Source organism: Halomonas halocynthiae DSM 14573 (assembly GCF_000425725.1).
GTDB classification, from domain to species: domain Bacteria; phylum Pseudomonadota; class Gammaproteobacteria; order Pseudomonadales; family Halomonadaceae; genus Halomonas; species Halomonas halocynthiae.
This window is the reverse complement of sequence record NZ_KE384440.1, coordinates 415,829-428,786: the sequence shown is the minus strand read 5'-3', so window position 1 is coordinate 428,786 and position 12,958 is coordinate 415,829. Positions and strand designations below refer to the sequence as shown.

10 protein-coding genes are annotated in these 12,958 nt (G+C 50.5%); 6 read left to right on the top strand and 4 right to left on the bottom strand.

Translation table 11 applies throughout. From position 1 onward, the window contains the following. Positions 1 to 45: 45 nt before the first annotated feature. On the bottom strand, positions 46 to 2,253 hold the full coding sequence (locus H616_RS0111190; protein ID WP_027967440.1) for an OsmC domain/YcaO domain-containing protein: 2,208 nt from the start codon (positions 2,251 to 2,253) through the stop codon (positions 46 to 48). A gap of 234 nt (positions 2,254 to 2,487) precedes the next feature. Between H616_RS0111190 and H616_RS0111185 the strand changes: the two genes are divergently transcribed. The 3 genes from H616_RS0111185 (at position 2,488) to gadC (ending at position 6,791) form a co-directional block, all read left to right on the top strand. Continuing rightward, complete coding sequence (locus H616_RS0111185; protein WP_027967439.1) at positions 2,488 to 3,495, top strand: lipoate--protein ligase; 1,008 nt, start codon at positions 2,488 to 2,490, stop codon at positions 3,493 to 3,495. A 241-nt stretch (positions 3,496 to 3,736) separates the two neighbouring features. Further along, a complete protein-coding gene (gene gad, locus H616_RS0111180) occupies positions 3,737 to 5,137 on the top strand; it encodes a glutamate decarboxylase (protein ID WP_027967438.1) in 1,401 nt (466 codons plus the stop codon). 103 nt (positions 5,138 to 5,240) lie between these two features. Then, positions 5,241 to 6,791 carry a glutamate/gamma-aminobutyrate antiporter gene (gene gadC, locus H616_RS0111175; RefSeq protein ID WP_027967437.1) on the top strand — a complete coding sequence of 517 codons (1,551 nt, stop codon included), beginning with the start codon at positions 5,241 to 5,243 and terminating at the stop codon, positions 6,789 to 6,791. A 96-nt stretch (positions 6,792 to 6,887) separates the two neighbouring features. Here the strand turns inward: gadC and H616_RS0111170 are convergent, their stop codons facing one another. Next, positions 6,888 to 7,358, bottom strand: coding sequence for a DUF2127 domain-containing protein (locus tag H616_RS0111170; protein ID WP_027967436.1), 471 nt, complete (start codon positions 7,356 to 7,358; stop codon positions 6,888 to 6,890). A gap of 92 nt (positions 7,359 to 7,450) precedes the next feature. Then, positions 7,451 to 8,023 carry an undecaprenyl-diphosphatase gene (locus tag H616_RS14865; protein ID WP_051234238.1) on the bottom strand — a complete coding sequence of 191 codons (573 nt, stop codon included), beginning with the start codon at positions 8,021 to 8,023 and terminating at the stop codon, positions 7,451 to 7,453. A gap of 211 nt (positions 8,024 to 8,234) precedes the next feature. On the opposite strand from H616_RS14865, the gene H616_RS0111160 reads away from it, so the two are divergent. The 3 genes from H616_RS0111160 to H616_RS0111150 all read left to right on the top strand — a co-directional run bounded on the left by H616_RS0111160 (position 8,235) and on the right by H616_RS0111150 (position 11,717). Next, a complete protein-coding gene (locus tag H616_RS0111160; protein ID WP_027967435.1) occupies positions 8,235 to 9,140 on the top strand; it encodes a cation diffusion facilitator family transporter in 906 nt (301 codons plus the stop codon). A 108-nt stretch (positions 9,141 to 9,248) separates the two neighbouring features. After that, positions 9,249 to 11,162: a cation:proton antiporter gene (locus tag H616_RS14860; protein WP_084155860.1), complete on the top strand. Its 1,914-nt coding sequence runs from the start codon at positions 9,249 to 9,251 to the stop codon at positions 11,160 to 11,162. Positions 11,163 to 11,282: 120 nt separating this feature from the next. After that, a complete protein-coding gene (locus H616_RS0111150; protein ID WP_027967434.1) occupies positions 11,283 to 11,717 on the top strand; it encodes a DUF411 domain-containing protein in 435 nt (144 codons plus the stop codon). Here H616_RS0111150 and H616_RS0111145 read toward each other — a convergent pair. Then, a complete protein-coding gene (locus tag H616_RS0111145; RefSeq protein WP_027967433.1) occupies positions 11,714 to 12,922 on the bottom strand; it encodes a methyltransferase in 1,209 nt (402 codons plus the stop codon). The two genes, H616_RS0111150 and H616_RS0111145, sit on opposite strands and share 4 nt — an antisense overlap. Positions 12,923 to 12,958 lie beyond the last annotated feature (36 nt).

The window sequence follows — 12,958 nt, the reverse complement described above, 5'->3', positions numbered from 1 at the left end:
CTAACACGGCGTTAGCGCTATTTTGATTGCTCTGGCACTGTGTTTTCAAATGCCTGCTTGAACGGCGCGGGCCGTATGTAGCTTTTTGTAGCTCTCAATTAAGCGTTGGTGCTTCTCTAGCCCTTCTAACGTCATACTCGTTGGAGTGAGCCCGTGGAAGCGCACATCACCGTCAACCGAGCCGATCACCGCGTCGATTGTCTCTGCACCGAACATGCGACTGAGGTTATAGCGGAAGTCTGCCACCTCAAGCTCATCATCCAGCACAATTTCCAGTACCGCTTGCACTGCGCGGTAGAACAGGTTGCGCTCTACGGTGTTGTCGTTGTATTGCAGGAACATTTCAACTCGCTCAAGGGCATCATCGTGCTGCCCCAGCGCTAGGCTGATCAGCAGTTTGAGCTCTAAAATAGAGAGCTGGCCCCAAATGGTATTTTCGTCAAACTCAATTCCAATCAGGCTGATGATCGTCATATGTTCATCAAGCTGGCTTTCTTCCAGGCGCTCCAGCAGTGCAGCTAGCTGGTCGTCGCTCAGGCGGTGCAGGTTAAGAATATCTTCACGGTAATCGAGGGCCATGTTGGTGTTGTCCCACACCAGATCTTCCACTGGGTACACCTCTGAGAAACCGGGTACCAGAATGCGGCAGACCGGCGCGCCTAACTCTTCTCGCACAGCCACATATGACTCTAACTCTAGCTCATCAAGAATGCCGAACAGCGCTGCACTTTCCTCTTCGTTGCTGTAGCTGCCACCGTTGGTAAAGTCCCAGTCGCAGAACTCTATATCGGAGCGAGAACTGAAAAAGCGCCAAGAAATCACCCCAGACGAGTCAATGAAGTGCTCCACAGAATTGTTGGGTTCGGTGATCGCCATGGAATTGAAGGTGGGCGGCAGAAAGTCATTGAAGCCCTCAAAGCTACGCCCTTGAAGCAATTCAGTGAAGGTGCGCTCCAAGGCCACATGAAAACTCGGGTGAGCACCAAAGCTAGCAAACACGCCGCCAGTTTTTGGGTTCATCAGAGTGACACAGGCCACTGGGAACTGGCCGCCCAAGGAGGCGTCTTTAACCAACACGGGAAAGCCCTGGGCTTCCAGCGCGTCAATGCCTTCAACAATATCAGGGTAGCGCGCCAACACATCTTGAGGAATATCAGGCAGCACCAGCTCTTCTTCAATAATTTGCCGCTTTACCGCTCGCTCAAAAATTTCTGATAAACATTGTACCTGAGCTTCAGCCAACGTATTACCTGCGCTCATACCGTTACTGAGGTAAAGGTTCTCAATCAGGTTAGAAGGGAAGTAAATGGCTTCACCATCAGAGTGGCGCACGAAAGGCAGCGCAACAATGCCACGATCCGCTCGGCCGGAGTTAGTATCGATCAGGTTGGAGCCGCACAGCTCCCCTTCTGGGTCATAAATTTCGCGGCAGTAAGCATCAAGAATGCCGTCAGGCAAGGCGTCACTCGGCCCTGGCAAGAACCATTTCTCGTTGGGATAATGAACAAACTCAGCATTGGCAATATCCTGGCCAAAAAACTGGTCGTTATAAAAGAAGTTAAAATTGGTTCTCTCAATAAACTCACCCAACGCCGAGCAGAGCGCACTTTCCTTGGTGGAGCCCTTGCCGTTGGTAAAGCACATTGGGGAGGCAGCGTCGCGAATATGCAGCGACCAAACATGCGGCACGATGTTACGCCAGGAGGCAATTTCAATCTTCATGCCCAACTCGGCCAGAATACCGGTCATGTTAGCAATGGTCTGCTCTAGCGGCAGGTCTTTACCTTCTATCCAAGTGCCGTCACCGTCCGCTTCACCCAGCGCTTTTCCCATCAGCAATGCCTCGGCATCCTGATCGATGCTTTCCACCACGTCAATCTGAAACTCGGGACCGGTTTGCACCACCTTTTTTACCGTACAGCGGTCGATGGAGCGCAGAATGCCCTGGCGGTCTTTGTCAGAAATATCTTCCGGTAACTCCACCTGAATGCGGAAAATCTGCTTATAACGATTCTCCGGGTCAACGATGTTGTTCTGCGACAGGCGAATATTCTCGGTGGGAATATCCCGAGCGTTACAGTAAACCTTAACGAAATAGGCCGCACACATCGCTGACGATGCCAAAAAGTAGTCGAAAGGCCCCGGCGCCGAGCCGTCACCCTTATAGCGGATAGGCTGGTCGGAGATAACCGTGAAGTCATCAAACTTAGCCTCCAGGCGGAGGTTGTCGAGATAGTTGACCTTGATTTCCATGGGGCACCGAAAGAACGTTAAAGATGGGCGAACGAGGCCAAGCATTATCACGGTTTTAGCAAGAAGTGTCTGCCTGGATCGACGAAATATGGCCAAGAGCCTGGCCAACCCGAGCTACCCAGCAGCATGATTTGACTCTGGCTGATGGCGCGATATGCTCAACGGCCATGCATTAGCCCCCTTTTTAGCCGCTGTTTTTTTGCCGCTACCGCCCACCGTATTAGCAGGTTTACCATGATTTACATCGACAACGAAGGCATTACCGACCCGCATATCAACCTCGCTATCGAAGAGCACTGCATTCGCCACCTGCCTGCGGGTGAGGATTATCTGTTGTTCTATATCAACGCGCCATCCATCATCATTGGCCGTAACCAGAACACCCTGGAAGAAATTCATCAGTCGTATATCGATGAGCACGGTATCCATGTCGTACGACGCATCTCGGGCGGTGGCGCGGTCTACCACGATCACGGCAACCTTAATTTCAGCTTTCTGACTGACTTCTCTAAAGACAAGCTGAACAATTTCAAGCAGTTTGCAGCACCAATCATTAAGGTACTAAACGCCCTGGATGTGCCGGCCGAGATGAAGGGGCGAAACGACATCGTGGTAGGTGATAAAAAGATTTCCGGCAACGCCCAGTTCTCATCTACCAAACGCATGTTCAATCACGGCACCTTGCTGCTGGACTGTGATCTTAGCCAAGTAGCTAAAGCGCTTGATGTAAAAATGACAAAAATCACCTCCAAGGGGCACAAGTCTGCTCGGGCGCGGGTCGCTAATATTGCTGAGTTTCTGGAAGATCCGCTTTCTACCGACGCCTTCAAAGAAAAGATACTGGCAAGCCTTTTCCCCGAGGGCACCGAGCGAAAAACCTATCACTTGAGCGCCGATGACTGGACCAGCATCAACACACTCGTTGACGAAAAATACCGCCAATGGGACTGGAACTACGGCCGCTCGCCTGATTTTGACATCCAGCGCACGCGGCATTTTACGGCAGGCATTATTGACTTTCGCCTTAAGGTAAAGCGCGGCGGCATTATTGAAAATGTTAAAATTTACGGTGATTTTTTCGGCCAACGCCCCATTAGCGAGATCGAAGACGCCTTAACCGGCATACGCTACGACAAGCTCGAGATAGAAAACGCCCTAAAAACGATTGACCTCTATCCCTACGTTGGCGATGTAAACCGCAATGAGTTTATCGATTTGATCTATGGAGAAGATAAAACGTAGCGTTATACACGCGGCGCATTCCCCCTCCACCCAGGTTCTTTATAAAATGCCACACTATATGATAAGGGCTTTACCTATACAGTCCGCCTCGGCTGATGCAAAGGGGCAAGTTGGCTCACAAAAACGTCGTAAGACAAACGTCATACTTCGCTGGCAACATGTAATTGTTTAAAAGATTAATGTATGTTAATTTTTTCAAGCAATTTTATATTTTTCAAATACATAGATGAGGAAAAAAGAGATGAAAAAAAACAAAGGCTTATCTACTCATTTCGAAAATGATGACGTTTATTCATCAATAGAACTGTCTTCAGAAATGCCAAAAAAGAAGATTCCCGACAATGAGTCTTCACCGCGTAATATTTTTAACGCCGTTCGTGACGAACTGATCCTAGACGGTAATTCGCGACAAAACCTGGCAACCTTCTGCCAAACCTGGGTTGATGACGAAATTCGTCAATTGATGGATATCTCAATCGATAAAAACATGATCGATAAGGATGAGTATCCTCAAACGGCGGAAATCGAAACCCGCTGCGTAAATATGCTGGCTGACCTATGGAACTCGCCCACCCCCGACACCACACTTGGCTGTTCAACCATAGGCTCGTCAGAGGCCGCGATGCTCGGTGGCTTAGCGTTAAAATGGCAATGGCGGAAAAAGCGTGCTGCTGAGGGAAAACCCACGGACAAACCCAACCTGATTTGTGGCCCGGTACAAATTTGCTGGCACAAATTTGCGCGCTACTTTGACGTTGAGCTTCGTGAAATTCCCTTGGAAGGCGACCGCCTCATGATGACACCAGAAGAAGTCATCAAACGAGTTGACGAAAACACCATCGGCGTCGTTCCGACCATGGGCGTAACGTTTACCTGCCAGTATGAACCTGTAAAAGAAGTGCATGATGCACTAGACAAGCTGCAGGAAGAGACAGGCCTTGATATCCCTATGCATGTTGATGGTGCCAGCGGCGGTTTTCTTGCGCCCTTCTGCGCACCAGATGTTGCGTGGGATTTTCGTCTACCGCGCGTGAAGTCAATTAACGCGTCTGGCCATAAATTTGGCCTGGCACCACTTGGCTCAGGCTGGGTCATTTGGCGCGAAGCAAGCGACCTTCCGGAAGAGCTGATTTTTAACGTTAACTATCTTGGCGGCAATATGCCCACGTTCGCCTTGAACTTTTCACGCCCTGGCGGGCAAATTATTGCCCAGTACTACAACTTTTTGCGTTTAGGTCGTGAAGGTTACACAAAAATACACAATGCCTGTTATAGCACCGCTCAATACCTGTCGCGCGAAATAGCAAAACTGGGCCCCTTTGAAATGATTTTCGAAGGTGACAGCGAAAAAGGAATCCCGGCCCTTGCCTGGAAACTTAAAGAAAACGCCAATACTGGCGACTATACCCTGTATGACCTAGCAGACCGCTTGCGCAGCCGCGGATGGCAGGTGCCTGCTTATTCCATGCCTGCCGACCGTGAAGACTTGGTCGTTCAGCGCATTCTTGTTCGCCACGGCGTGAGCTACGACCTAGCCAGCCTACTCATTGAGGACATGAAGCGTGCGCTGGAGCATTTCGAAAAGCACCCCGTAAGTCAGCCGTTAACTGAAGAAGAAGCCAGCGGGTTTAATCACGGGTAAACACCTGTATTTGACGATTAGCGCTTGGGATAGCTCTTTTCCCCAAGCGTTTATCTCAACCTACATCTCGTTTTCCACTACCTTAAAAATGTAGGGTGTAACTATGAAGCATACCAATACGGCACCAACGACCAGTCAGCTGTCGCTGCTTGGTTTTTTTGCTATCACAGCCTCTATGGTAATGGCTGTTTATGAATATCCAACCTTTGCAACATCAGGTTTTAGCCTTGTTTTCTTTTTGCTGCTTGGTGGCATCCTTTGGTTTATTCCTGTGGGCCTATGCGCCGCTGAGATGGCGACCGTTGAAGGTTGGGAGGAAGGCGGAGTATTTACCTGGGTATCCAATACGCTAGGTGAGCGATGGGGGTTTGCTGCAATTTCATTTGGCTATTTACAAATAGCTGTTGGCTTTATTCCAATGCTTTATTTTGTTCTCGGTGCATTGTCTTATATTCTTAAATGGCCAGAGCTTAACACTGACCCTATTACCAAAACTATCGCTGGATTGGTAATTCTTTGGGCGCTTGCCTTTACTCAGCTGAGCGGTACAAAACATACGGCACAGATTGCTAAAGTCGGTTTTTTTGCTGGTATTCTACTGCCTGCCTTAATCCTTATTGGCCTTGCCACTTCATATTTAATTAGTGGTGCTCCGTTACAAATTGAAATGAGCGCAGCAACATTCTTCCCAGACTTCACAAAGGTTGGCACCTTGGTCGTCTTTGTTGCATTTATTCTCAGCTATATGGGTGTGGAAGCCTCAGCAACACACGTAAATGAAATGAAAAACCCAGGCCGAGACTACCCCATGGCCATGATCATGCTAATGATAGCTGCCATTTTTCTAAGCTCTGTTGGCGGACTTTCTGTCGCATCAGTAATTCCACATAATGAAATCAACCTCTCTTCTGGCGTCGTACAAACATTCAACGTTTTAGTTACTCACTTTGGCACAGGCTTCGAGTGGACGGTTCGAGTGATCGCTGCGCTATTGATGCTTGGTGTTCTGGCTGAAATTGCGGCTTGGATCGTCGGACCATCTCGCGGCATGTATGTAACAGCACAAAAAGGAATTTTGCCTAAGTCGCTGGCAAAGGTTAATAAAAATGGTGTACCGGTCAACCTGGTTATCTCTCAACTATCTCTGACGACTATTGCGCTGATTGTTTTGACGAACACAGGTGGCGGAAATAACATGTCGTTCTTAATCGCACTGGCACTCACTGTAGTTATTTACTTGTGCAGCTACTTCATGCTGTTTCTTGGCTACATACACCTTATTTGTAAACAACCGGAAAAGAAACGGGCATTCCGTATTCCTGGCAACAACACCTTTAAAATCTTAGTAGCATCTGCAGGTCTCATTATTTCCTTGCTCGCATTTTTTGTTTCTTTTTTCCCGCCAAGCTCTCTATCTGGAGAAAAATCAGACAACTATGTAACACTGCTTGCTGTTAGCTTCTTAGTTGTCGCAGCGCTACCATTTATTATTTATGCACTTCATGACAAGAAAAACAAAAAGACGGGGATATCCATGGTACCTGTTAAAACACACAATGCGCCCAGTGGGCATTTTTTCATTCATCCAAGAGCGAGAACAACGCATCACCTTGTTGCAAATGATGACACAAGTACACAGACACCAGAAAGTTAAATAACACAACCGTCACTTCACTCAAAAAGCCCTGCAGACTATTCATAATTGAACGCTGCAGGGCTTTTTTAAAAAAATGAGGAAAATTGACGTATACTACCCCTGCATTTTCTCGCTGCGCCGTTTCATCATCAGCAAACGGGCCATATATAAAACAACAGCAAGGTTAATTAAAAAAAGCACCACGCCAAGCATCGTTGGGTGAGTCATCATTGAACGAATTTCAAGCGGAATATAGATTCCTCCGCTAAATAAAGAAAGCCATTCAGCCCAGGCCCTCGCTTTCCATAAGCCATAAGCTTCGGCAAGGCGCATTATTGAATACGCAAGCGCACCAAGCGCAAGCAAACTCAGTTTTATATTCGAATAATCACTCGCCGCATGGAGGAAAATACTAGGAAAATGACTTGCTGGGTTTAGGTGTGTATGGCGAACTAACGCCTCGGCAATATCCAAAAGGCTGCGGTCAGCAAACAGATGAATACCAAACGCAACAATAAGGGCCAACACCCCTTTGCTCGCCTCCAGCATTGCAATTGCTTTCAGGTTTCTATGCGTTGATTCCATTTTTACCTCTTTACTAAATAAAAAATCAGGTGATCTTTCTCAGCTTGCGTAGCACTGTTGTTTTACATTCACTTATGTTCGTTTACATGCGCTTAGTATCTTCCGGGACACTTGATACTGGCTAATTTCTGCATAATGGGCTCTATTATGCGCGTTCTTTCAGATAAGAAAAATACCAAAAATGCTGAAATGCCACCAACCACGGCAGCACCAAAGATATCTAGCGGATAGTGCACGCCAACATAAACTCTGGCTATTCCGCCAACCAGACTCAAAAGCAACAACACACCGCCAAGTTTTCGCGTTGTGCAATGAAACAGCAAAGAAATAGCAATGCAGAAGAGAAACGTCGTGTGGTCCGATGGAAATGACGTGTCCGGTGTATGACTCACCAGATTTTCCCCTATATTTTGCATGAATGGGCGCGGGTGAAAATATAACAGCGACACCAGATGGCTAGTCAGCAATCCCAGCAGTACAGAACAGCCAGCCGCCACACTAATTTTTTTGTATGTTACGGATTTTCCTAACCACAGAACCAGCAATACCAGAATAAATAGATAAGGCATCAACTCAGCAACACCAATCACCAGCGTATCGAAAATGCGGCTTTTTCCTGCATGCTGATTAACAGCCAAAAAAGCTGCCACATTGAAACCTTCCATTGCATTGACTCACACTGTATTAAATAGGTTATATGCCCACTGCCCTGCCAATTGTAGCGATGTGGTCAGTGTACGTCAGCCCAGCATGAACAATCGCTATGCTCGGCTGACCATCCTGCGCCAGCATAGGCCAAGGGGCTAGCTAACGAATCCCCGTCTGCTCAGTTATCATAGGCTTTCCTTTTACTCTTGGTCCTTTGGACAACATTCCATGACAGCCACTCTTGAACAACACGCGCTGAAGGTTTCCATTATTTTCACCCTATTAGTGTCAGCCCTTGGGGTGGCACTTGGGTTGATGTCAGGTTCTCAATCCATTTTGTTCGACGGGGTATTTTCTACCATAGATGCAGCCATGTCGGGGCTGGCACTATTCGTATCACGCCTTGCCATGCGCGAGATGAGTCAGCGCTTTCAACATGGTTACTGGCACCTTGAGCCTTTGGTAGCCGCTCTGAATGGCAGCATTCTCCTGTTACTATGTTTTTATGCGTTTCTTAACGCGATTAGCGGCCTAATTGAAGGAGGGCAGCCGCTTTCTTTCGGTTTTGCCATTATTTATGCCGTTATAGTAGCGATTATCTGCTTCGCTCTAGCAGCCTATCAGCGTCGTATTAATCGCTGTGCAAAGTCTGAGTTTGTACGCATAGACATGCACGGCTGGCTGATGGCCGCACTGATCACCTCTGCCCTGCTGGTTGCTTTTGTCATCGCGTCAATACTAGAGCGTACTCAATGGGCACACCTCACGCCTTATGTAGACCCGCTACTTCTGACCTTACTGACGCTATGCCTTCTTCCTGTGCCATTCAATATTGTACGCCGTGCCATGAAAGAAATTTTGCGTATGGCACCCAGTGCCATGGACCGCGAGGTACAGGCCGCGATGGTAACGGTAATGCGTCGTGAGGGCATACTTTCGTACTACAGCCATGTGGCCAAGGCTGGGCGTGGCTATTTTATTGAATTGCACATCATCACCACGCCAGACTTCGCGGCGCAGCAAGGCGTTTCACTGCTCGATGAAATCCGTGAAGAGATCACCGCCGGCCTGAGCATTCCCGCAGAGCGCCGCTGGTTCAGTGTGGCCTTCACGGCAGAAGAACGTTGGGCCTAGTGATGTCGTGTTACCGTTTCTCATACTGGGTTGTCGGCCCTATTGTCAGTCTTTACCCTGCTTAAACCGGATGATGCTTCCCACAGAATTAATTCAAGGATCTGAGCCATGTCTATTGTTATCGCTTTCTGCCTGATTGCCGTGGCTGGCATAGGTGCCCAGTGGCTGGCTTGGCGATGGAAGGTTCCTGCCATTGTGCTGATGCTGGTCGCTGGCCTGGCACTAGGACCAGCCACCGGAGTGCTTGACCCACAGGCGCTGCTTGGAGGCTTGTTAAGCCCCATCATCTCGGTGGCGGTGGCCATCATCCTGTTTGAAGGTGGACTAACGCTCAACTTTCGGCGGCTGGCCGATGCAGGCCAGGCCGTCAAACGGCTGGTAATATTTGGCGGCCCGTTGGTATGGCTACTATCAACACTGGCCGGGCACTATGTTGGCGGGCTTAGCTGGATATCGGCGGCAGTCTTTGGCGGCATTCTGATCGTTACGGGGCCAACGGTAATTATTCCGTTACTACGCCAGGCGAGCCTCAAGCGCCGTCCATCGGAGATTCTGCGCTGGGAGGCTATTGTCAACGACCCGGTCGGGGCGCTGGCGGCTGTGCTGGCCTTTGAAGTAGCACTGGTGGCTTACGAGTCCATGAGCGTTGGTGCCACTATATTTCACCTGGTTGCCGGTATCGCCATGGCAACGGTTGCCGGTTATGTCACTGCACGTCTACTGATTACCGCGTTGCACCGTGGCTATGTACCCGAGTACCTCAAAGTCTCGGTAATGATCGTTTTCGTACTCGTTACCTACGCGTTACCTAATGCGTACTTGCATGAAAGCGGCCTGCTGGCAGTAACTATCATGGGGGTGGTCATCGGTAATTCCTCGCTGGCTTCGCTGGATGAAATCAGGCGCTTCAAAGAAAACATCACCATTATGCTGGTGTCAGGCGTGTTCATTCTGCTGGCAGCAAATATTGACCTAGGCACCCTGCTGGCTCTGAGTTGGCGTGAGCTATTATTCGTGGCGATGGTCTTGCTGGTAGTCCGGCCACTGGCAGTGATGCTGTCTTTGATGGGAACCGGTTTACCACTCAACGAGAAACTGATTGTCGGCTGGATTGGCCCGCGCGGCGTGGTAGCCGTTGCCATGGCTGGGCTGTTCGGGGCCAGATTAGTGGACCTTGGCGTAGAAGACGCGGCTATTTTGCCGCCGCTAGCATTTGCCATTGTCGCCGTTACCGTGGTGCTTCATGGGTTTTCACTGGAGCCGCTATCACGACGTTTCGGGCTGCGCTCTACCGAAATAAAAGGCGTGCTTATTGTTGGTGCCACGCCCTTTTCACGCCAGTTGGCTGAGTCCATTCAGGCCAGCGGTCGCCCAGTATTGGTTACGGACCGCAACTGGTCGCGCCTGCGCACCATTCGCCACCACAACATTCCAACTTACTACGGCGACGTACTCACCGAAGATGCTGAGATGGATATCGAAATCAATCGGTTCAGTACCTTACTAGCACTAAGCGATAACGACGATTATAACGCCTTGGTCTGTGCCAATTACGGCCCTGAGTTTGGTCATCACCAGGTATTTCAGCTCACACCGGCTGAGCACGGTCGCTCGCGCAGCAATAAGAACAAGGAAGACAGCAGCGCCCCAGACAGCCTGGGAGGGCGTTACTTTGCCAAACAACTCAGCTATGCCACCACCGAAAACCGCTTACGTGAAGGCTGGGGGATTCGCCGGACCAACCTAAGTGATGATTACGGCCTTGAAGCCTATCGCGCCGATAACCCTGACGCACTGATTCTGGGTGCCTACACGGAAAATGGCGATATTCGCATGATGACCGCCGATATCGCACTCAGTGCGGATGAGAGCGAAACGCTGCTCGCATTAGCTCCCAACTACAGCGATGACGAGCGCGCAAAACGCAAAGCACAACGGCGCGAGAACCAAGCGAAGGTTAACAATAAAGCCGCAGCGGCAGACGATGCTGATACCAGCCCCAGCAATGGGAGCGAAACATAAAACACCCTTATAAGAGCCATAACCCACGTGCAGCAAATAGCTTTACGGGTACGCCAGCGCTTGGTATAGCTCTGTTTCTTGCTGTCTATTTTCTCTCTGTAACGACGTTGAAGAGGCTCCATGAAACGGACTATCGCTCCTCTTGTTAGCGCCAGCTTGCTGCTGGCCACTGGCTTCGCTCACGCGGAGAGCCTTAACGCTCAGCTCTACAAGGACCCTAATTGTGGTTGCTGCGAAACGTATGCCCGCCTGATGGAGGAACACGGCTATCACGTAAAAAGCATCGATGTGGCCAACCTTGGCCGCGTCAAGCAGCAAGCCGGTATTCCCTATGGCGAAGGTGCCTGCCATACCATCGAGTTAGGTGGTTACATCATTGAAGGCCATGTTCCCTTCGCCGCCATCGACCGCCTGCTGGAAGAGCGCCCCGATATAGACGGCATTGGTCTTGCGGGTATGCCTATTGGCACCCCGGGAATGCCTGGCCCCAAAACCGAAGACTGGGTAGTCAAGGCATTCAACGACGGTAACACCACGCCGTGGATGACGTTCTAACTGGGTAGCGGGCCGGTTTCGATCAGCAGGTTTCTCGGCGTCAGCTCTCGCTGGCAAAAGCGGCTTAACTGCACCGTGTAACCGGCCTCTTCCAAAAAGCGTACACGGTCCAGTACTAACCACATTTCCAGCGGCCGCCGAAACAGGTGGCGAACTAACTCTCGCCGTGTAACGTCAGCAAGCCGCTGCCAGCCAGCGGCTTCAAAGGCAGCCCAATCCACATGGCCTGGCAAGATTATTTGCTTACGCTCGGCGGCCCAGCGACAAAACCCTGCAAAGCATTCGGGTAGCTTGCCATAAGCCAGGCTCGGCACCGGCAGGTAGCTGTTTTCAGCACGCACTTCACGCTGCAACAGATCAAACCCTAGTCGCCACGCATTGGCCCGCTCACGATGACGACGCACCCCTCTAGGGGCTGTCACCGTTTCCTGCACCGCCATGGCAAGGTTGTCGCGCGTTACTGCTGTCTCCGCACATAACAGGCTACGTGCTTGGTGTGAAAATGGCCGGTAGATCTCAGCACCAGTGCGATGATAACAACATGGCACCAGAGTGATTGCCGCACCCTGCTGTGCTGCCCGTTCAAGTAGCTGGCCATGCAGATCACCACAAGCATGGAGCGCAGCAACACGCGTCTTCGGGGTTAGCCACTTCACCACGTCATCACTCATTACATCCTGCTGATGAAACCGCACCGCCACGTTTTCACGTTCGGCCAAGGCTTGCCCCGAGTCGCACAATGCCTTTTGCCATTCCAGCGCCGTTACCGCGCACCCATCACGACGCGCCAATGTTCGCGCCAAATGTCCCTTTCCCGCACACCAGTCAAGCAATGACAACTCACCAGCAGGAAAACACGCCATAAAGGCTTGTAGTTGCTGCCACTTGCGCGCACCAATGCCGTCGCCCCACGCGTCTGGCAACCGAGCCTGAGTGGCTATATTGGCTGATGGCATGCCCCGCTCAGTGAGCGCAGCAAGCTCAGCGACAGGCAACCAGGCGGACAATGGAGAGTTCTCGAACGGCCGAGCCTGAAGCCGTGCCGTCTCAGCATCACTCAGCGCTAACAGAGCATCATCCAGCCCTGGAAAGGCTTCGCCCCAAGGCGCACTCAGTGTCTGGAACGGCAAGCCGCTCCACAACGCGTGATGAGAAAATAGCAGCGCATGCAAACGGGCAAAACGCTCAGCGTGAGTCAGGGGCATGAATTCTCCGCAACATCGCTATGACGGATTAAGGCC

Coding starts and splice junctions, on each gene's coding strand:
- H616_RS14865 (WP_051234238.1), bottom strand. CDS start 8,023: ATGGAAGGTTTCAATGTGGCAGCTTTTTTGGCTGTTAATCAGCATGCA.
- H616_RS0111190 (WP_027967440.1), bottom strand. CDS start 2,253: ATGGAAATCAAGGTCAACTATCTCGACAACCTCCGCCTGGAGGCTAAG.
- gadC (WP_027967437.1), top strand. CDS start 5,241: ATGAAGCATACCAATACGGCACCAACGACCAGTCAGCTGTCGCTGCTT.
- H616_RS0111185 (WP_027967439.1), top strand. CDS start 2,488: ATGATTTACATCGACAACGAAGGCATTACCGACCCGCATATCAACCTC.
- gad (WP_027967438.1), top strand. CDS start 3,737: ATGAAAAAAAACAAAGGCTTATCTACTCATTTCGAAAATGATGACGTT.
- H616_RS0111150 (WP_027967434.1), top strand. CDS start 11,283: ATGAAACGGACTATCGCTCCTCTTGTTAGCGCCAGCTTGCTGCTGGCC.
- H616_RS0111170 (WP_027967436.1), bottom strand. CDS start 7,358: ATGGAATCAACGCATAGAAACCTGAAAGCAATTGCAATGCTGGAGGCG.
- H616_RS14860 (WP_084155860.1), top strand. CDS start 9,249: ATGTCTATTGTTATCGCTTTCTGCCTGATTGCCGTGGCTGGCATAGGT.
- H616_RS0111145 (WP_027967433.1), bottom strand. CDS start 12,922: ATGCCCCTGACTCACGCTGAGCGTTTTGCCCGTTTGCATGCGCTGCTA.
- H616_RS0111160 (WP_027967435.1), top strand. CDS start 8,235: ATGACAGCCACTCTTGAACAACACGCGCTGAAGGTTTCCATTATTTTC.